Raw genomic sequence first — 18,210 nt, forward strand, 5'->3', positions numbered from 1 at the left:
CCAATACCTACAACTGGGAAGCCGTACGAGAGGTTGCGGGGCGGCGGGTGCCCGAGCGGAACGTGTGTCCTCAGCTCTGCTGCCCCGCCATGACCGTGATGAGCCCGAGTACGACCATGAACGATCGCGTCCAGGTCCACAGCGATGTCCGCAGGGTCGACTCGGCGTTGTACGCGACGACCAGGATGCCGATCCTGGGAGCCGGGGTCTGCGTCACGGGGTAGTTCCTCATCTTCGCTTGGAAATATGCTTACTTGGCCGAGTGGTCGGCGAGTTCGGAGGCTCTCTCGGAACGGGGGGCACCGATCTTCGTCAGTGCTTGGAGGTGGTTCCCGGCTGTGGCGCCCGGGCGGATGAGAAGCCTGTACATGCCGCTGGCGATGCCCGCCGCGAGGACGGCCCAGCCGAATGCGCCGAGCAACAGCGTCTCCCTGCTCCAGATCACGATGGAGCCTCCCGTGTAGGCGAGGTAGGCAACGACTCCGACGACTGCGTTGTAGGCAAGGCCTGCCCACATGCCACTGACACACAGTCCGACGACGGCCCAGGACAGGTAGTGGGCACCGGAGGCCGTGGACAGCAGCAGGAGAAGTGCCAAGGTCAGCCCCACAACGACCGGGGCCCCGTCCGGACGCAGCCAGGCCAGCCAGACGCCGACGGCGACGCAGAGCAGCACGAAGAGGAGGTGGCCCGGGCCTTTGGCGAAAGCGATGGCCGGTTCCGGCACATCGAGCCAGTCGGCGAACCTGATAAGGCCCCAAAGGCGATAACGGCTGCCTTCGTAGTTCAGGACGTTGTCCTTTAGGGCACCCGGCACTGTCAGAAGGACAGGCCCCCAGACGAGCGTCATCAACCCGGCGAGCCCCGCGCTGAAACGGACCAGCACGCGCTGTCCGCCGCGCGCGGCCACGACCAGGAGGACGGGGATCGCCACGACGGGGATGAACTTCACACTCACCGACAGCGCGGCGACCAGTCCCGCGGCCAAGGGCCGCTTCCGGTCCGCAAGCAGGTAAGCCGCGGCCAGCGCGAACATGACCGCGACAGGGTCGGTGTTCCCGTGATACCCGGATACACAGACCAGGATCGGGCTGAGGGCCACGGTCCACGCGCAGACCACCGCAGTGTGAACACGGGCGCGTTGCCTGACAATTTCAAAGACGAGCACTACGGAGACTGCATCGGCAAGCGTCGCTGGCAAGCGAATGAGCACCAGAAAGGGGATCCCCATTCGCTCGAGTTCACTCATCCCGAGCAGCATCCACCCCGCCAGCGGCGGATGGTTATAGACGGGAAGCCCATGCAGCGGCTGCTCGTAGACACGAATGGGACCGAACTGTTCGATTGCCCTCGCGAATCCGTGGAAGATATCAACGTCTGCTCTCCCGTGCGTCGTGAGGAGGAAGAACAGTCTGATCGCGAGACAGATCACTACCGCGACGGCGACGGCGACAACTTGCCCCCTCCGCATGGCCCGTGAATCAGACAACGCTCGCATACTCATGCCCATGGATGAGGAACGTAGCACCGCACATGGCGATGGATACGACCCGACGCTTCAGTGATGAACATACTTAAGCGATACGTTTCTTCAGTCGCCAGCGGATTCCTCGTGTCCCGGTAGGCAAATCACTTTCCGTATTCACCCGGAAGGCCCATGGGCCCCGTAATCCCGAGGCCTCGTACTCGTTCACGGTCCGAGTCCCCGGTTTCCCGTGTCTGTTCGCTTCACCCGATCGAGCGCCGGACTGGCGGGGAGCCATCCATGGGCCAGCCGTCCGGCCGGATCACGAAGCGAGTTGATCACCATGACGACCCAGACCGCACCAGGAACAGCGCGCAGTCTCAACGAGGTACCGGGCTGGTTCCGCGCCATCGACCAGGACCTCTTCCGCGTCCTGCTCGATGCCACCGCGACCGAGCCGGGCGACCTCCTGGAGATGGGGTGCTACCTCGGCAAGAGCGCCATCCTGCTGGGAGAGCATCTGCGCGCTGAAGAAACGTTCACGGTGTGCGACCTGTTCGGCGTCGAGTCGCACGGGCTGTACAGCCGCCGGGACACTCTGGCCTTCTACCGCCAGACCCTGACGCGAGCGGCCTTCGAGGCCAACTACCTTGCGTTTCACGAGAATCTGCCTGTCATCGTGCACGGCAGGACCACCGCACTCGCATCACGGATCGAGCGGGACAGCTGCCGTTTCGTGCACATCGACGCCTCGCGCACGTACGAGGACATGAGCGGCGACATCGACATCGCCCGGAGCGTCCTGCGCAAGCACGGCATCGTCGCGATCGACGACTACCGCACCGAGCACGTGCCGGGGGTGGCCGCCGCCGCCTGGGAGGCCGTGTTCACCAAGGGCCTGAGGCCGGTGTGCCTGTCGGCGGCCAAGCTGTACGCGACATGGGGCGACCCCGAGCCGTTCCAGCGGGCGGTGCGCAGTTGGGCAGCTGACCGCGTGGACCGCGTGGTCGCGGACGAGAAGATCGACGGCGATCCGGTGATCCGCGTGATCAACGCGATCCCCGGTCCGCGTGGCGCGCGCCGTCTCGCGCTCGAGCTGCTGCCGCCGGTGGTGTCCCGGGCTCTGGTCAGGCCCAAGACGGGGCGCTGAGGCCTCGAGCAGTCGCCGGTTGCAGCGGTGACCACGGCAACGGCCGACCGGCGGACGGCTCGCGGCGCCACCGGCACCACACCGCGGCAGCGGCCTCATGCGGCGGCCGGGCCCAGGTGTGAGTGGGCAGCGCGGCACATCCGGCCCCGCGAGGTCGTCCTGACCGACGGGTACCCGCCGAAGCGGTCGCTCGCGGCCTGCGGGCCCAACCTCATGGCCCCCGCCTGGCCCGACCCCGCCCTCGGCGAACGGGAGCGGGGCCGCCGAGTGCAGGCCGTCCGCGCCTACCTGGCCCCGACGTCGACCCGCGCGGAGCGCACCGCGATCGTGCGCCGGTACCACCTGCGGTGGCTCCTGCTTGCCGAGGGCCAACAGGTGCCGGAGGAGGCGGTGGTGGTGGCGCGGAACGGGCGGATCGGGGAGGTCCTGACGCGGGTCGACGGGGGTGTGTCGAGGGCGGGGTCCAGCTCGAGGTGGGGAAGCCCGGCGGGCTGACTACTCGACTTGCTCGTCTTGCTCGTCTTGCTCGTCTTGCTCGTCTTGCTCGCGACTTGCTCCACTTGCTCGTCTTGCTCGACCTACTCGGCCCTACTCGACGACGAGTTCGACCGGGATGTTGCCGCGGGTCGCCTTGGAGTAGGGGCAGACCTCGTGGGCCTGCTTGACGAGCAGTTCGCCCGTCTCGCCGGCGAGGGAGTCGGGGAGCTCGACGCGCAGGGTGACGGCGAGCGCGAAGCTCGTGGCGTCCTTGCCGATGCCGACCTCGGCGGTCACCGACACATCGCTCGTGTCGACCTTCGCCTGGCGGCCGACCAGGCCGAGGGCGCTGGCGAAGCACGCGGCGTAGCCCGCGGCGAAGAGCTGCTCCGGGTTGGTGCCCTGGCCGTTGCCGCCTAGGGCCGGCGGCATGGCCAGCGGCAGGTCCAGCTGGCCGTCGGAGCTGACGGCACGACCCTCTCGGCCGTTGGCGGTGGCGACGGCGGTGTACAGCGCGTCCATCAGAACCATCCCTCTGTGTGTCCGGGTGCGGTGTCCGGGCGGCCTCGGTAGGCCGCCTTGCGGGCACTACTACAGCACACAATTAAGTTGTGCACAACTAAATGGCTTGCGTTGGACTATCCTGGGGGCATGACCAAGACGCCGCTTTCCGCTTCCGAGGGGGTCGTGCGGGACTTGCCCGACAAGGCCGAGGCACTGCCTGATCTGTCCGACTCGTCCGACCCGTCCGACCCGTCCGCCGTGCCCGCCGAGGAGTTCCTCCGTCTGGACCGGCAGATCTGCTTCTCCCTGAACGCCGCCTCGCGGGCCTTCAACAGCGTCTACCGCGTCGTGCTCAAGGAACTGGGGCTCACCTATCCGCAGTACCTGGTGATGCTGGTGCTGTGGGAGCACGGCGAGCTGCCCGTGAAACGGCTGGGCGAGCATCTGCGGCTCGACTCGGGGACGCTGTCCCCGCTCCTGAAGCGACTCGAGGCCGCCGGTCTCGTACGGCGTGAGCGCAGCGCCGAGGACGAGCGGTCCGTCCGCGTCAACCTCACCGAAGCGGGCGCCGACCTGCGCGAACAGGCCCTGGTGGTGCCGCGCCGGATCGCGGCGGCCACCGGTTTCGACCTCAGGGAGATCCGCGACCTCCGTGCCCGCCTGGACCGTCTCACCCTGGCTCTGGACGCGGCGGCGCTGGAGGGGGTCCCGGTCTGCGAGTGACGACTTCGGCGGCCCGCCACGACGACAGGTACTGCTACGGCACGGAAAAGTGCAGCTGCGCCGGGTTCTGTGGGCCCATGGGCGGCGACGGCGGCTGCGGGTACTCCTGGTACTCCGGGTACTCCTGGTACTCCGGGCCCACCGAGGTACCCGCCGAGGCGCTTGCCGGTTCCGCCTGCTGCCTGACGTACAGCCGCAGTACGCCCCCGGGCCGTTCGAACTCCGCTTGCGGCATGAACTGCTGCTGGACAGCGGCGAGTTTCGCCCGTTCCGTCGGATTCCGCGGGGACCAGTCGGGCCGCAGTGCGTTGGGCTCGGCCAGCACCCACAGCCGGTTCAGAAAGGCCAGCCGGTGCCACAGCTGCTCCGGCCCCTCCTCCACCCCGTAGAGGGTGCCTGAGTCGGGTCCGCTCGTCTGCAGGGCGACGTCGTACACGCCTCGGAAGCTCTTCGGGTACGCCTGGGCGGTGCGCCGCCCTGCCGACGGCAGGAACAGAATCGCGTCGCCGGGGTTCACCACCCGGGCCGCTACTGCCGCCATGGCCGCCGGGTCGTCCGGCCGGTGTCCGGCCGTCCGGTCGTGCCGGTGCACCGGCAGTTGCCAGCAGAAGGCGACGGCCACGGCGAGAACACCGGCGAGGGCTCCGGCGTAGGGGCGCGCCCCTACCCGGGTGGCCGCTTTGCCGCGGGTGGTCGCTGTGCCTTTGGGGGCCAGTGCGCCTGGGGTGGTTCTTGCGCCTGCGGTGGTACTTGCTCCTCGTGAAGTGATTGCGCCTCGGTTGGTCGCTGCGCCTCGGGTGGTCACTGAGCCTCGGGTGGTTGCTGAGCCTCCGGGGGTCCTGTAGCTCTTTCTGGTCGTGGTCGCACCGCGATCGGCGGCCCCGCCGTGGACACGCGCGCGTGCGCCCACCAAAAGGCCCACATACGAAACGATCCGCTCCGCACCAGCCGCGGCAAGCAGGGGTGCGCCCGCCAGCGCGAACAGAACGTAGCGCGCGTTGTACAGCGGCCAGTGCTGAGAGACGGCGAACAGGACGGCGGGCGGCAGCAGGACGAGCGGCAACGCCACCGCGTTCAGCGACAGTTCGCCCCAGCGGGCCGACGACGTACGCGCTGCCGTCCCGCCTGTGCGAGCCGGCGGTACTCGCGAGGGCGCCGCGATGCGTGAGGGTGCCGCGACCTCACGAGTCGGTGATACCGGCGAGGCCGTCCCTTCCCGGGCGGTCGGCGGCACCGACGAGGCCGAGCCGGGCCTGCGGGTCGACGACACACGCGAGACCGCGCCGCCCCTGCGGGTCGGCGCCACATCCGTGGCCGCCCGGCTTCCGCGAGCCCGCGGCAGCGGGGCGCGCAGGGCCACTGCGGCAAGTACGAGGTAGACGGCCAGGACGAGTTGGCTCGGGCCCGCGAAGGAGCGCAGCAGGTATTCCGCGTCGTCCCCGTCGGGCGCTTTCAGCCATGCGACCTGACCGGACTGCCCCTGTGAGGCCAGCACCAGCGGCAGCACTACCAGTACGGCGGCCACCGCGGCACATGCCCAGCCGCACCACACACGCCGCGGCACCCGGGAGACGAGCAGCGTCACCCCGTGCGCGAGGAGCAGCAGGATCGAGAGTTCGTGCAGCAGGGCGGTGACCGCGACGACGGCGCCGTAGGCGAACCACCAGCGCACGCGCGCGTGGGCCTCGCCGCCCACCGCATGCACCGCATGCACCAGGAGCAGCGTCGCCAGGGCGGCTCCGGCGGCGACCATGGTGTAGGAGCGGCCTTCCTGCGCGTAATAGCCGGCCATCGGCGTGGCCGCGTAGAGCAGGCCCGCCCACAGGCCGACACGCGGGCGTGCCAGACGGGCGCCGATGGCGGCGACGAGGCCGGCCGTGACGGCGGCCGCGCACACGGAAGGGAGCCGCAGTGCGAACTCGCCGGGCTGGCCGCCGAGGACGAAGTGCATGAGGGCGTAGTACAGGCCGTGCACCGCGTCCGAGGTGTGCAGCAGACGCCAGATCTCGGGCAGTGAGCGCTGGGCGACCTCGAAGGTGACCGCTTCGTCGCGCCACATCGTGCCGCGCTCGAGTCCCCACAGGCCCACGCCGAACATGGCAAGAGCCGGGAGCAGTACGACGGCGAGCCGCCGGACAGCTGCGCCGCTCAGGAGGGCCGCGCGGCTCAGGACGGCATTGCCGCTTGTGGTGTCGGCCCGCGCGCGGGTGACTCGGGCGGCGATACCACGCCGGGAGTCGACTGCCCCTGCGGTGACTCGTGTGGCGGTGATGCGTGGGTTGGCACCACGTGGGGCGGTACCACGTGGATCGGTGACACGTGGGGTGGTGACTTTGTCCAGAGACCGGTCGATTTCCGGAGACCGGTCCTTGTCCAGATGCCGGTCCTTGTCCAGAGACCGGTCCTGGGACTGTCGGCCTCGCGACCGTCCGCCCAAGGACCGCTGACGTCCAGACCGCGCACCCAGCGGCCACCACCCGCCCATTGACCACCGGCCCCGAGACCGCTCGGCCACAGGCCGCCCGCCGGGCGGCTGCGTATCCGAGGGCTGAGCAACCGGCGACTGCCCGCCTGGTGGCTCCCCGCCCGCTTGCTCCCCGCCCGCCGGCTCCCCGCTCTTGAGCCGCTCATCCGGGCACCCCTTCGGCCGCGCGGACGGCAAGCGGAACCTCCGCCGCTCCAGCCGCGCGGGGAGCGGGGCCGGAAAGGGCCGCGCGTCGAGGAGCTCCTTGCGAGATGTGGTCGCTTGTGCAGACATGAATCCGATTTTGTGGTATTAGCTCACCTTTTCTCGGTATTGACGGCCTATCGGGCGGTAGGCAGGTGAACGCCTTACCCTTCCCGCGATGACGCGCCCGCTGCCCCGGTCCAGGACCCGCCCCATGCCTCAGGCCCGTACCTCCTCGCCGCCCGAGCCGAGCCCGGCGCGCCTCAGGCGCCCGCCAGCGGTCGCCTGCCTGGCCGTCGCCTGGCTCGCGACACGCGCGCTCATGCTGTGGCTTCTCCTGCACGACGAATGGGGCCCGTTGGGCGGAGGCGGTGTTTCGCGCGAGGTCCACAAGCACTATTTCCGCTGGTACGTCACCCTGACGCACGGCGGCTTCCCGGTGGACGACCCGATGTGGCAGTACCCACCGGGCGCCGGGCCCGTGCTGCTTTCACCCGCGCTGCTGTCACCCTCGTGGCTGTCACCGGCGCTGCCGTCCCTCACCTATTTCGAGGCCTTCGTCGCACTCACGCTCGCCGCCGACGCGCTGGTGGCGATGGCGCTCCTGCGCGTCGGGAAGCGGCCGGGACGCAGCCTGCACGGCGCCGTCTTCTGGATTGCCGGCCTCCCACTCCTCCTGCACATCCCGCTCGTCCGGTACGACGTGCAGGCCACCGCCCTCGGCGTGTTCGCGCTGCTGGCCCTCTCACGCTCCACGCGCGCGTGCGGTGCGTTCGCCGCCGGGGGGGCGCTCGTGAAGGTGTGGCCCGCGCTGACGCTGCTGGGAACGCCGCGCGGGCGTACCACCAGAGAGGCCTGGACCGCGGCGGCGGTCTCGGCGGGTGCCCTGCTGCTGGTCCTGGCCCTCGCCTTCCAACACCCGTTGTCCTTTCTGCGCCAACAGGGCAAGCGCGGTGTGCAGATCGAGTCGTTGGGCGGCACGGCGCTCGGGCTCGCGCGGCGGGTCGGCTGGCCCGGCAAGGTGCGATACCAGTTCGGAGCGATGGAGTTCACCGGCCCGTACGTGTCCACGGTGGCCGCCTTGTCGCTGCTGCTCACCGCGGCCGCCTTCTGCCTGCTCCTGCTGTGGCGGCTGTGCGCCCGCCGGTGGACCGAGGCCACCCCGTACGACGCCGCACTCTGCGCCGTCCTGCTCTTCACCGTCACAAGCCGGGTGATCAGCCCGCAGTACATGATCTGGCTCCTCGGCCTCGCCGCGGTCTGCCTCACCTCGCGGCACACCACACAACGCCCCGTGGCGGCGCTGCTCGCGGCCGCGGCCGGCGTGAGCGCGCTGGCCTATCCCGTGCTGTACACGCAGATCACGGGCGGCACCTGGACGGGCTGCCTGGTGATGCTCGTACGCAACGGGCTGCTCATCGCCGCGGCGGTGCTGTCCTTCCGGCGGCTGTGGCGGTCCAGTCGGCCCCCCACATCGGACAGCCGACCTCACACCGGACAAATGCTCTGAAGACCTAAGATTTCATCTTATGGAACTGGCGCCCTCTCATCCGCCACAGGTATGCGTCGTCGTGATCGGCTACAACGACGCGGCCCACGTGACGGACGCGGTGCGCTCGGCGCTCGGCCAAGAGCCCGCCGTCCGCGAGGTGATCGCCGTCGACGACTGTTCGACGGACGGCAGCGGCGACATCCTGCAGCGGCTCGCCGCCGAGGACCCACGCCTGAAGGTGATCCGCCGCACCGCCAACAGCGGCGGCTGCGGCACGCCCCGCAACGACGGCACCGACGCCTGTACGTCCCCGTACGTGATGTTCCTCGACAGCGACGACGTACTGCCGCCGGGTGCGGCGACCGCCCTGCTTAACTCCGCCGTCGCGCACGGAGCCGACATCGCGTCCGGCCTGTGCGTACGCCGCGAACTGCCGCCCGGCCACGACGAGCAATCCCGCGAAGGGCGCGGGCGCCGCGCCGCGCACCCCTGCCGCGAGACGCCCTGGCTGCCCGAGCTCCACGAGCGACCCACCCTCGTCGCCCGCCCGGAGAGGCGCCCGGCCCTCGTCCGCGACGCGCTCTGCGTCGGCAAGCTGTACCGCGCCGCCTTCCTGCGCGAGCACACGATCCGCTTCCCCGATGGCCGCTTCCCGTACGAGGACGTCGTCTTCAGCGCACGCGTGCTCGCTGCCGCGCCACGCATCGCACTGATCCGGGACGCGGTTTACGTATGGCACGTCCGCCGGGCCGCCGAACAGCTGTCGATCTCACTCGACCGCTCGGGTATCGACAACTGGCGCGCCCGGACGGCGGCCCAACGTCAGGCGGTCGAGATCCTGCTGGCCGCCGGCGAGAAGAAGCTGGCACGGGCGGTCCGCGCCTACTCCCTCGATCACCCGCTGCGGATGTACGCGCGCGAACTGGAGCTGCGCGGCCCCGGCTACCGCCGCGCCTGGTGGGCTCTCACGCGCGCGTACCTGGAGACGTTCGACGCGGCCGACTTCGACCGGGCCCCGGCCCCCGGCCGCGTCGTCGCCCGCGTCGTCCTCGCCTCCGAGGAGCCGCGCGACCTGCCCCGTCTGAAAGAGCTGGCGTCCCGCCCGGCGCGGCTGCTGCCCCCCTACGCACGGGCCGCCGACGGCACTCCGGTGTGGTCACAGGACCTGCCCCAGGTGAGCCTGGACCATCTGCTGCTCCGTCCGATGCACGTACTCCCGGTGGCGGTCGACGCGGAACTGCGGCCACGCGCGCGTGCCACACGACTGCGGCTCCGCCTGCACGAGCTGTACGGGCGGGTGGGAGCCGCGGGGCCCGAGTCCGTCGACGTCGAGTTCGTGGACCGGCAGCGAGGCAGTCCCGGCCTGCGCAGGACGGCCGCCTTCGCCCCGGATCCCGACGACGGGGACACCTGGTCCGCCGATGTGCTCGTGGACCTGGCGGCGCTGGCATCCGGCGTCTGGGACCTGCGTCTGCGGCTCCGTTTCCACGACGGCACGTGGCGCGAGACGACCGCCCACGCCGCCGCGGGCCCCGGCCTGCTGCGGCGCTCGGTCCTCCCCAGCCGCCGCCAAGGCATCCTGCTCGTACAGCCGTACGCCACCCATTCCGGGTCCCTCGCGGTGCGGCTGGCACCGGGGACGCGCGGCGTGGCGGATGCCGCGCGGCGCAGGGCGGCGAGACTGTTCCAGTGATCGGCCCGGTGGCCGACCGGGCGGCCTGGTGGCCTGGTTCACTAATACGTACGCACGAACGACACGACGGGACAGGTGACCATCGACCATGACCTGGCTGATCACCGGCGGGGCCGGCTACATCGGGGCGCACGTCGTCCGCGCCATGACCGAGGCCGGCGAGTCGGCCGTGGTCTACGACGACCTGTCCACCGGAATCGCCGAGCGCGTCCCCGACGGCGTACCCCTCGTCATCGGCTCGACCCTGGACCCCGAGCTGCTGGACCGGACACTCACCGAGCACGGCATCACCGGCGTCGTGCACCTGGCGGCGAAGAAGCAGGTGGGCGAGTCGGTGGACGAGCCGCTGCGCTACTACCACGAGAACGTGGAGGGCCTGCGGGTCCTGCTGGAGGCCGTGGTGGCCGCATCCGTCCCGTCGTTCGTGTTCTCCTCGTCCGCCGCGGTGTACGGGATGCCGGACGTGGACCTGGTGACCGAGGAGACACCGTGCCTCCCGATGAGCCCGTACGGCGAGACGAAGCTGGCGGGCGAGTGGCTGGTGCGTGCGGCGGGCCGCGCCCACGGGCTGGCGACGGCGTCGTTGCGCTACTTCAACGTGGCAGGCGCAGCGGCACCCGAACTGGCCGACGTGGGCGTCTTCAACGTCGTGCCGATGGTCTTCGAGAAGCTGACGGAAGGCGCAGCGCCACGCATCTTCGGTGCGGACTACGCGACGCCGGACGGAACATGCGTACGCGACTACATCCACGTGGTGGACCTGGCCGAGGCCCATGTGGCCACGGCCCGCCGCCTGGCCGCCGCCCCCGGGACGGATCTGACCCTCAACATCGGCCGGGGCGAGGGTGTCTCGGTCCGCGAGATGATCGACCGGATCAACGAGGTGACGGGATACGAGACCCCGCCGACCGTGACGGCGCGCCGCCCCGGCGACCCGGCGCGGGTCGTCGCCTCCGCCGACCGCATCGCAGCGGAACTGGGCTGGAAGGCGAAGCACGACGTAGAGGACATGATCACGTCGGCGTGGGAGGGATGGGTACGGCTGCATCCGGAGGCGGGCCGCAACTAGGCCCTGTCCGCCCAGAACTCAGCGGGAACAACGAACCAGCGGGAACACCCTGAACCAGGCTCCCCGTAGGCTCACAGCGCGCGCAACGCCGCCGCCGTGGCCCCCGTCAAACTCGCCAGATAGCCCTTGGACAGGTCGCCCCTGACGACCACGGCCCGCCAGTACAACGGGCCGGAGATCAGGTCGAGGGCGAGGTCCTCGTCGACATCCTCACGGAGTTCGCCGCGGGCGGCCGCCGAGCGGAGGATGCCGCTCGCCACTCCGTGCTGCCCCTCGCGGAGCGCCTTCTGCATGGCCTGCGCGATGTCGGGATTGCGCGCCGCCTCCGCCTGGAGATCCGGGATGATCTGCGAGGCCACGGGGTGGCGCAGGGCGCGCGACGTCACCTCGTACAGCAGGCGCAGGTCGCCCTCGAGCGACCCCGTGTCCGGCATCGGCAGACCCTGCACCGCCACCGCCGAGACCAGGTCCAGTACGAGGTGCAGTTTGGAGCGCCAGCGCCGGTAGACGGCGGTCTTGCCGACGCCCGCGCGGCGCGCGATGCCCTCGATGGACATACGGGCGTAGCCCACCGCTGCCAGCTCCTCGAAGACGGCGGCTCGGATGGCCTCCGTCACATCCTCGCGGAGCACGGCCGCCCCGGCTGGGGCTCTGCGGCGCTGCTGGGCGTCGTTCGTCGTCATACAGACCAGCATAGGACGTTACGACGAAACGGTTGCGTTCCGACGTAAGAGCGTCCTACTCTCGGCGTTACGACGAAACGGTCCCGTCCCGACGTCTTATGTGGTCGTGTGGTCCCGACGTCTTGTCCCGTCCCGACAGGCGTCCCGTCCCGACGCGGCCATCTCGATCGGTCGTACGCGCCTCAGCCTCCCTGACACCCGAGTGAAAGCAGCGACGTGAGTCAGGTCCTCGATGCCACCCCCCAGCCAGCACCCCGGACGGCGCCCCCCACAGCGCAGCCGGCCGAAGACGCCGCCGCCCTCGCCGCCCGCTACGGCCTGACCGTCAGCGGCGCGCGCCCCTCGCTGTCCGCCTACGTCCGCCAGCTGTGGGCCCGGCGGCACTTCATCGCAGCGTTCGCCACCGCCAAGCTCACCGCCCAGTACAGCCAGGCGAAGCTGGGCCAGCTCTGGCAGGTCATGACGCCCCTGCTGAACGCGGCGGTCTACTACTTCATCTTCGGCGTGCTGATGAACACCAAGCACGGCGTCCCGGACTACGTCCCGTTCCTGGTCACCGGCGTCTTCGTGTTCACGTTCACGCAGAGCTCCGTGATGACCGGCACCCGTGCGATCTCCGGCAGCCTCGGCCTCGTACGCGCCCTGCACTTCCCGCGGGCGGCGCTGCCGATCTCGTACTGCCTACAGCAGCTCCAGCAGCTGCTGTTCTCCATGTGCGCACTGGTCGTGATCCTGCTCGTCTTCGGTGTGCCGCCGACCCTGTCCTGGGTGCTGGTGATCCCCGTTCTGCTGCTGCAGTTCACCTTCAACACCGGCCTTGCGCTGATCATGGCCCGCATGGGCAGCAAGACCCCGGACATCGCCCAGCTGATGCCGTTCGTGCTGCGCACCTGGATGTACGTGTCCGGTGTGATGTGGAGCATCGACCACGTACTCAGCCGCACGAACCTGCCGGACGCCGTGCGCGTCGTGCTCGAGGCGAATCCGGCGGCCATCTACATCGACCTCATGCGGTTCGCGCTCATCGACAGCTTCCATGCGAGCCAGCTCCCCGACCATGTGTGGGCCTGGGCCCTGGGCTGGGCGCTGCTCGCGGGCGTCGGCGGATTCATCTACTTCTGGCAGGCAGAGGAGCAGTACGGCCGTGGCTGAGACACCCGACACCGCACCCGACACCCCCCGCGACACCACCGGCGCCGCCGGAACCTCGGCAACCGCCGGCGCCGACCCCGGCGAGTCCCCCGTCCCCACCGTCGTCGTAGACCGCGTCGACGTCGTCTACCGCGTCAACGGCGTGAGCGGCGGCCGCGGCACCGCCACCGCCGCGCTGAGCCGGATCCTGCGGCCCGGCCGGGCGGCCAAGGCCGCGGGCGTCCGCACGGTGCACGCGGTCAGGGGCGTCTCCTTCACCGCCTACAAGGGCGAGGCCATCGGCCTGATCGGCACCAACGGCTCGGGCAAGTCCACGCTGCTCAAGGCCGTCGCGGGACTGCTGCCCGTGGAGAACGGGCGGATCTACACCCACGGCCAGCCCTCGCTGCTCGGTGTGAACGCGGCCCTGATGAACGACCTGACCGGCGAGCGGAACATCCATCTCGGCGGGCTGGCCATGGGCATGTCCCGCGAGGAGGTCCGCGAGCGCTACGAGGAGATCGTCGACTTCTCGGGCATCAACGAGAAGGGCGACTTCATCACCCTTCCGATGCGTACGTACTCCTCCGGCATGGCGGCCCGGCTGCGCTTCTCCATCGCCGCCGCCAAGGACCACGACGTCCTGCTGATCGACGAGGCGCTGGCCACCGGCGACCGCTCGTTCCAGAAGCGCTCCGAGGCCCGCATCCGCGAGCTGCGCAAGCACGCCGGAACGGTCTTCCTCGTCAGCCACAACAACAAGTCCATCCGCGACACCTGCGACCGCGTGCTCTGGCTGGAACGCGGCCAGCTGCGCATGGACGGGCCGACGGAGGAGGTGCTCGAGGAGTACGAAGCCTTCACCGGCGGCAGCAGCGGCACCGGCGGCAAGAAGCCCAGCGCCAAGAAGCCCAGCGGCAAGAAGGCGGCCTCGGCGAAGCCCAAGATCCCTCTTCCCTCCTGAGGCATCCCCTGAGGCATCCTCCTGAGCCATCCCCCTGAGTCATCCTCCTAAGGGCATCCTCCTGAGGCTCGGTCTCGAGACTTCCGCCCGTGACTCCCGTCCCGAGACCCAACCGTACGTATCCCTTTTGTCGCATCAAGCGATGACTTATTACGCTATGGAGAGCTCGCGGTACCGCTCGAGGGCAAGGAGTCCGTGTGCAGCCAAGCCTGAGCGTCATCGTGTACGGACGTAACGTCCAGGGGCATCTCGACGAGTCCCTGGACGCTATCTGCCTGGACGACCCCGGCGCCGACGTCGAGGTGATCGTCGCGGCGGTCGGCCCCTCCGCCCAGCGGGTCGCGGAGGTCCACGCCGCCCGCGACCCCCGCATCGTCCCCGTCGCCCTCCCCCAGGACACGACCGACGCGGCAGCGCGGGCGGCGGGAGCCGAGCAGGCCACCGGCCGCTGGCTGCAGTTCGTGCGAAGCAAGGACGCCCTGCCTCCGGGGGCTCAGCGTGCCGTTGCCGAACACACGGGCGGCCTCCCCGACTCGGTGGACGTCCTGCTCTTCGACCACGTCCGCTCGACCTGGAACAGCCAGGGGGCAGCCGGGCGGGACAGCCGGGTCCTGGCCAAGGCAGGCCCCGCACCCGTCGCCCTCACGGACTTCCCGGGCCTGTTGCGGGTCGCACCGCTGCTGGGGAACCGGGCGCTGCGCGCGGAGTTCTGGCACGCGCACGCCGCCGAGTTCCGCGCGCCGGACCCGAGCGGACCCCACGGGGCCGGCCCCGAACCCCCCACCGACGACGAGCTTTTCGCCGCGTACGCCACACTGCTGTGCTCCACGGCCGTCGCCTGCTTCGGCCACGTATGCCTGGACCACCGGCAGTTGAGGCCCGCGAGTCTGCCGCCGCCCACTCCCGAGGAGTTGTACGCGCAGATCGGCCAGTACGAGGACGTACAGCGGCTCATGGCCGTTTCCGGGGCGCCCGCCGCGCTGCGCGCCACCGTCTACGACGTGATGGTCTCCGAGTGGCTGCGGATCATCGCGCGAGGCGGACTGTCGGAGCCGCTCGTACGGGAGTTCTTCCATCGCGCCTCACGGGCCGCGGTCGCCTGGCGCCCGGAGGGCCATGCCCGCCCCGCGGGACTGGGCGGCGTCCAGCGCTCGCTCCTCGAACAGGACGCATACGTCAAGTACCGCCTGCTGCAGGCCGCCAACCACCGGCAGCACAAGGCCAGATCAGCGCTCGCGACGCGAAAGCGCAAGGTCAGGGCCAAGGTCGGCGCCAGGGTCCGCGACTTCCGCTACCACCGCGAACTCCGCCGCCCCGTCGACCCCTGCCTCGCCGTCTTCTCGGCGTACTGGGACCGCGGCGTGGCCTGTAATCCCGCGGCGATCGCCGCCGAACTCGCCAGGCTCGCCCCGCACATCTACCCGGTGTGGACGGTCTCCGCCGCGAGGGCGCCGCTGGTGCCACCCGGCACCGACCATGTCGTGGCCGGCACCCGGCGCTACTGGGAGGTCATGGCCCGCGCCAGGTACTTCGTCAACAACGTCAACTTCCCGGGCGCCGTGGTGAAGCGCCCCGAGGCCGTCCACGTCATGACCCACCACGGCACCCCGCTCAAGCGCATGGGCCTGGACCAGCGGGAGTATCCGGCGGTCTCCAAGGGCTTCAACTTCCGGGGCCTGCTGGCCCGTGTCGACAAGTGGGACTACAGCGTCTCGGCGAACAGCCACTCCACGGAAGTGTGGGAGCACGCCTATCCCGCGCACTACACATCCCTCGACTACGGCTATCCGCGCAACGACGTCTTCTACCGGGCCGGCGCCGACGACATCCTCGCGATCCGCGAGAAACTGGGCATCGCGCCCGGCAGGACGGCGATCCTGTACGCGCCCACGCACCGCGACTACGAGGCCACCTGGACTCCGCGTCTGGACCTCGCCTCGCTGGCCGAACGGCTCGGCGAGGACACCGTGCTCCTGGTGCGCGGCCACTACTTCTACAGCGGCGCCGCGGCCCCGCCGGCCTGGCTGCGCAGAAGCGGCCGGATCATCGACGTGTCGTCGTACGACCCGGTGGAGGAGCTGGCGCTCGCCTCGGACGCGATGGTCACGGACTACTCGTCGATCATGTTCGACTACGCCAACCTGGACCGCCCGATCGTCGTGTACGCGGACGACTGGGAGACGTACGCGAAGACCCGCGGTGTCTACTTCGACCTGATGGAGGAGGCGCCCGGCCGGATCGCCCGCACCCAGGACGAGCTGGCGGAGATCTTCACCTCGGGCGCCTGGCGCGACGAGACCGCCGCGAAGGCGCGGGCCGCGTTCCGCCGCCGCTTCTGCGAGTTCGACGACGGGCACGCCGCGGAGCGGGTCGTACGCCGGGTCTTCCTCGGCGAGAGCGAGGAGTCGCTGCCGCCGGTCGTGCCCATCGACGAGCGCACGCCCGCGCCGACCCCTGAGGAGGCCGCACCCCGATGAGCCCCCACCCGAGCCCTTCACCCCTGTCGGCCCCTGCGGCAGCGCCCGATGCGACCGTCGTCGTCATCGTCTACAACGACGCGGAGCGGCTGCCGCGCGCCGTCGCCTCGGCGCGCCGCCAGACGCACGCGAACATCGAGATCGTCATCAGCGACGACCACTCGACGGACCGCACCCCCGAGGTGGCGCGCACCCTTGCCGCCGAGGACGACCGCATCATCAGTCTGCGGCTTCCGGAGAACAGCGGCGGCTGCAGCGCACCGCGCAACCGCGCGCTCGACGTCGCCCGCGCCCCGTATGTGATGTTCCTCGACAGCGACGACGAACTCACCGACGACGCCGTCGAATTGCTCCTCGCCGCGCACCGCGAACGCGACATCGACTTCGCGATGGGCGCGGTCCAGCGGATCCGGGTCGACACCGGCTCCAAGTCGACCTGGATGCCCCGTCTGGTCGCCGAACGGCGGACGGTGCCCGGCATCGAGGCCGAACCCCGGCTGTTCTTCGAGCACTTGTCGACCAGCAAGATGTACGCGCGCGCCTTCCTGGACCGGCACGGGCTGCGCTTCCCCGAGGGCATCCACTACGAGGACCAGCTGTTCTCCGCGCAGGCGTACTGCCTGGCCGAGTCCTTCACGATCGTCCCGGAGCCGGTCTACCGCTGGTACATAGATCCGTACGCCGACGCCGAAGCCGCCTCGATATCCAACCAGCGGCACATGCTCGCCAATGTCCGGGACCGGATACACGTCCAGACCCTGATCGACGACTTCCTCGTCGAGAGCGGGCACGAGGCCGTCCGCGAGGACAAGGACCACAAGTTCCTCAAGCACGACTTCCGTATGTACGCGGGCGACCTGCCGTACCGCGACGAGGAGTGGCTGGCCGGCTTCGCGGAGATCGTCAACCCGTATCTCGCGACGCTCGCGCCGGGCGCGTACGAGCGGCTGCCGCGCGACGAACGGGTGGTCCTCCAGCTCGTACGCGAAGGACGCCTCGCCGACGCCCGGCTCGCCGCCCGGGGCCTCGGCCACGGCGTGGCGCCACGCGCGGTCACCGCCGATGAGGCGGGGCGGATCTACTGGGGCGAGCAGGTGCCCGACACCGAGTCCGGGCGGCACGAACTCGACCTCACCGACCAAGGGCTGGAGGCCCGGCCCTTCCAGAGCGCGCGGTTCCGCCACGAGATCACGGAGGTCACAGTTGTGGAGCGCGGGCCTGGCGTCTGCGTCGACCTGCGGATCCGCACCTACGATCCGGGGCTGCGGCTTCCCGTCGGCCCGCACATCGCGGCCCTCGCCGTCACCCCCGGACGCCGCCGGCTGACCACGCCGTTCCGCCTGGACCCGGTGCGGCCCGGCGTCTTCGAGGGCGGCGTGCGTCTGGACCTGTCCGCCGCCACCCTGCCCGTGCACGGCTTCGACGGCGTCCGCCACCCGGTGCTGCAACTCGAGCAGCAGCGGCAGCGCAACACCGGACTGCTGCTCGCCCCGCTCTCCTTCCCTGCGATGACCGCCCGCGTCGACTACCGGCGGGGAGGCGCCCCGCATCGGGTGACGGTCGAGCCGGAGGGCCGGGGCGCCGGACGGCTGCAGATCCGCTGGAAACCCCTCGGCCTCACCGCACACGTCGTGCGGCCGCTGGCACGGCGGGCCGCGAGGACGCGGGTGTGCCAGGCTGCTCGGACGGTCGCCAGGGCGTTGGCCTGAGGGCG

General features: G+C 70.4%; 14 protein-coding genes and 1 pseudogene. 10 read left to right on the top strand and 5 right to left on the bottom strand.

Going from position 1 to position 18,210, the window contains the following annotated elements; all coding sequences use genetic code 11:
- Positions 1-70: 70 nt before the first annotated feature.
- Together H1D24_RS27845 and H1D24_RS27850 are read right to left on the bottom strand one after the other, a co-directional pair.
- On the bottom strand, positions 71-217 hold the full coding sequence (locus H1D24_RS27845) for a hypothetical protein (RefSeq protein WP_181660502.1): 147 nt from the start codon (positions 215-217) through the stop codon (positions 71-73).
- A gap of 33 nt (positions 218-250) precedes the next feature.
- On the bottom strand, positions 251-1,510 hold the full coding sequence (locus H1D24_RS27850) for a glycosyltransferase family 39 protein (RefSeq protein ID WP_258564356.1): 1,260 nt from the start codon (positions 1,508-1,510) through the stop codon (positions 251-253).
- Between the two features lie 298 nt (positions 1,511-1,808).
- On the opposite strand from H1D24_RS27850, the gene H1D24_RS27855 reads away from it, so the two are divergent.
- Together H1D24_RS27855 and H1D24_RS27860 are read left to right on the top strand one after the other, a co-directional pair.
- A complete protein-coding gene (locus tag H1D24_RS27855) occupies positions 1,809-2,615 on the top strand; it encodes a class I SAM-dependent methyltransferase (protein ID WP_181660462.1) in 807 nt (268 codons plus the stop codon).
- A gap of 111 nt (positions 2,616-2,726) precedes the next feature.
- Positions 2,727-3,110, top strand: a pseudogene (locus H1D24_RS27860) (hypothetical protein); the annotation flags it as partial.
- 93 nt (positions 3,111-3,203) lie between these two features.
- Here H1D24_RS27860 and H1D24_RS27865 read toward each other — a convergent pair.
- Positions 3,204-3,614, bottom strand: a complete 411-nt coding sequence (locus H1D24_RS27865; protein WP_181660463.1) for an organic hydroperoxide resistance protein — start codon at positions 3,612-3,614, stop codon at positions 3,204-3,206.
- A 129-nt stretch (positions 3,615-3,743) separates the two neighbouring features.
- Between H1D24_RS27865 and H1D24_RS27870 the strand changes: the two genes are divergently transcribed.
- Positions 3,744-4,319, top strand: a complete 576-nt coding sequence (locus H1D24_RS27870; RefSeq protein ID WP_181660464.1) for a MarR family winged helix-turn-helix transcriptional regulator — start codon at positions 3,744-3,746, stop codon at positions 4,317-4,319.
- A 34-nt stretch (positions 4,320-4,353) separates the two neighbouring features.
- Here the strand turns inward: H1D24_RS27870 and H1D24_RS42680 are convergent, their stop codons facing one another.
- Entirely contained in the window at positions 4,354-6,417 is a 2,064-nt protein-coding gene (locus H1D24_RS42680) for a glycosyltransferase family 39 protein (protein ID WP_258564357.1), read from the bottom strand.
- 784 nt (positions 6,418-7,201) lie between these two features.
- Between H1D24_RS42680 and H1D24_RS27880 the strand changes: the two genes are divergently transcribed.
- From H1D24_RS27880 to galE, 3 genes are all read left to right on the top strand, one after another.
- Complete coding sequence (locus tag H1D24_RS27880; protein ID WP_181660465.1) at positions 7,202-8,497, top strand: glycosyltransferase family protein; 1,296 nt, start codon at positions 7,202-7,204, stop codon at positions 8,495-8,497.
- Positions 8,498-8,516: 19 nt separating this feature from the next.
- Complete coding sequence (locus tag H1D24_RS27885) at positions 8,517-10,172, top strand: glycosyltransferase family 2 protein (RefSeq protein ID WP_181660466.1); 1,656 nt, start codon at positions 8,517-8,519, stop codon at positions 10,170-10,172.
- Between the two features lie 88 nt (positions 10,173-10,260).
- Positions 10,261-11,241, top strand: coding sequence for a UDP-glucose 4-epimerase GalE (galE, locus tag H1D24_RS27890; protein WP_181660467.1), 981 nt, complete (start codon positions 10,261-10,263; stop codon positions 11,239-11,241).
- Between the two features lie 71 nt (positions 11,242-11,312).
- Here the strand turns inward: galE and H1D24_RS27895 are convergent, their stop codons facing one another.
- A complete protein-coding gene (locus H1D24_RS27895) occupies positions 11,313-11,924 on the bottom strand; it encodes a TetR/AcrR family transcriptional regulator (RefSeq protein WP_374064397.1) in 612 nt (203 codons plus the stop codon).
- A 216-nt stretch (positions 11,925-12,140) separates the two neighbouring features.
- Between H1D24_RS27895 and H1D24_RS27900 the strand changes: the two genes are divergently transcribed.
- The 4 genes from H1D24_RS27900 to H1D24_RS27915 all read left to right on the top strand — a co-directional run bounded on the left by H1D24_RS27900 (position 12,141) and on the right by H1D24_RS27915 (position 18,205).
- Positions 12,141-13,076 carry an ABC transporter permease gene (locus H1D24_RS27900; RefSeq protein ID WP_181660469.1) on the top strand — a complete coding sequence of 312 codons (936 nt, stop codon included), beginning with the start codon at positions 12,141-12,143 and terminating at the stop codon, positions 13,074-13,076.
- Positions 13,069-14,019, top strand: coding sequence for an ABC transporter ATP-binding protein (locus H1D24_RS27905; RefSeq protein ID WP_309484462.1), 951 nt, complete (start codon positions 13,069-13,071; stop codon positions 14,017-14,019). The genes H1D24_RS27900 and H1D24_RS27905 overlap by 8 nt, the downstream gene beginning before the upstream one ends.
- 197 nt (positions 14,020-14,216) lie before the next feature.
- Positions 14,217-16,496 carry a CDP-glycerol glycerophosphotransferase family protein gene (locus H1D24_RS27910; protein WP_181660471.1) on the top strand — a complete coding sequence of 760 codons (2,280 nt, stop codon included), beginning with the start codon at positions 14,217-14,219 and terminating at the stop codon, positions 16,494-16,496.
- Entirely contained in the window at positions 16,493-18,205 is a 1,713-nt protein-coding gene (locus H1D24_RS27915) for a glycosyltransferase family 2 protein (RefSeq protein WP_181660472.1), read from the top strand. Before H1D24_RS27910 ends, H1D24_RS27915 begins: the two co-directional genes overlap by 4 nt.
- The last annotated feature ends 5 nt before the right edge of the window (positions 18,206-18,210 follow it).

The organism is Streptomyces himalayensis subsp. himalayensis (assembly GCF_013778455.1).
GTDB lineage: Bacteria > Actinomycetota > Actinomycetes > Streptomycetales > Streptomycetaceae > Streptomyces > Streptomyces himalayensis.

Bases quoted from the DNA above. Each gene is read 5' to 3' on its own strand.
- H1D24_RS27850 (WP_258564356.1), bottom strand. From the start codon at position 1,510: ATGGGCATGAGTATGCGAGCGTTGTCTGATTCACGGGCCATGCGGAGG.
- H1D24_RS27855 (WP_181660462.1), top strand. From the start codon at position 1,809: ATGACGACCCAGACCGCACCAGGAACAGCGCGCAGTCTCAACGAGGTA.
- H1D24_RS27865 (WP_181660463.1), bottom strand. From the start codon at position 3,614: ATGGACGCGCTGTACACCGCCGTCGCCACCGCCAACGGCCGAGAGGGT.
- H1D24_RS27870 (WP_181660464.1), top strand. From the start codon at position 3,744: ATGACCAAGACGCCGCTTTCCGCTTCCGAGGGGGTCGTGCGGGACTTG.
- H1D24_RS42680 (WP_258564357.1), bottom strand. From the start codon at position 6,417: ATGTTCGGCGTGGGCCTGTGGGGACTCGAGCGCGGCACGATGTGGCGC.
- H1D24_RS27880 (WP_181660465.1), top strand. From the start codon at position 7,202: ATGCCTCAGGCCCGTACCTCCTCGCCGCCCGAGCCGAGCCCGGCGCGC.
- H1D24_RS27885 (WP_181660466.1), top strand. From the start codon at position 8,517: ATGGAACTGGCGCCCTCTCATCCGCCACAGGTATGCGTCGTCGTGATC.
- galE (WP_181660467.1), top strand. From the start codon at position 10,261: ATGACCTGGCTGATCACCGGCGGGGCCGGCTACATCGGGGCGCACGTC.
- H1D24_RS27895 (WP_374064397.1), bottom strand. From the start codon at position 11,924: ATGACGACGAACGACGCCCAGCAGCGCCGCAGAGCCCCAGCCGGGGCG.
- H1D24_RS27915 (WP_181660472.1), top strand. From the start codon at position 16,493: ATGAGCCCCCACCCGAGCCCTTCACCCCTGTCGGCCCCTGCGGCAGCG.